The 546-nt window shown below is 63.7% G+C and carries 2 protein-coding genes; both read left to right on the forward strand.

Annotated features, from left to right (window positions below):
* The coding region (locus tag AC0IYH_RS29160) for a hypothetical protein (RefSeq protein ID WP_471837492.1) at nucleotides 1–211 on the forward strand (211 nt) is incomplete at its 5' end.
* 66 nt (nucleotides 212–277) lie between these two features.
* Nucleotides 278–532: a hypothetical protein gene (locus AC0IYH_RS29165; protein WP_471837493.1), complete on the forward strand. Its 255-nt coding sequence runs from the start codon at nucleotides 278–280 to the stop codon at nucleotides 530–532.
* Nucleotides 533–546 lie beyond the last annotated feature (14 nt).

The raw sequence follows: 546 nt of genomic DNA on the forward strand, positions 1-546 counted from the left end.
ACATTGGAGGGGCGACCGCTCGACGGTGGAGCGCGCGGTTGAGATCGCCCGGAACGGCCTGGCCACTAATCTCGACGGCATCCGGGTGCGGCTGAACAGCGAGGGGCGCCGGGAAGTCGAGGCTGCGACAAGCGGCATGTTGATAAAGGCCCAGCTCAACCAGCTGATGAAGGAGCGGACAGCCGCCTCGGGAGCCAGCACCGGCCGTTGACCTCGATCTCGCGATCGGATGATCTGGATCATCGTGTGCGAGACCACGCTACGCCTACGGTCGGCCATGACCAGCACCGAATTGCACGACATCGCCAAACTCCGCAGTCTCCGCGGCACGCTGGGCGAGATGCAGCAGCCGCAAAGTTCTGCGGGAAGCGACGAAGCTATCAACAACTGCCAGGGCGAGATCAGCAAGATCGAAGCTGACTGGCCGGACGATCGGTTGGTCGCCGCCTACAATGGCACGGAAAAGCGCGCCGGCGATCCCGAGGCTGACGCTCTGCTAGCCGAGATCAAGCACCGTGGTTTGAGCCTGTGAAGCGGTCGGATGGC

This window comes from Pseudomonas sp. AC463, from assembly GCF_979253585.1.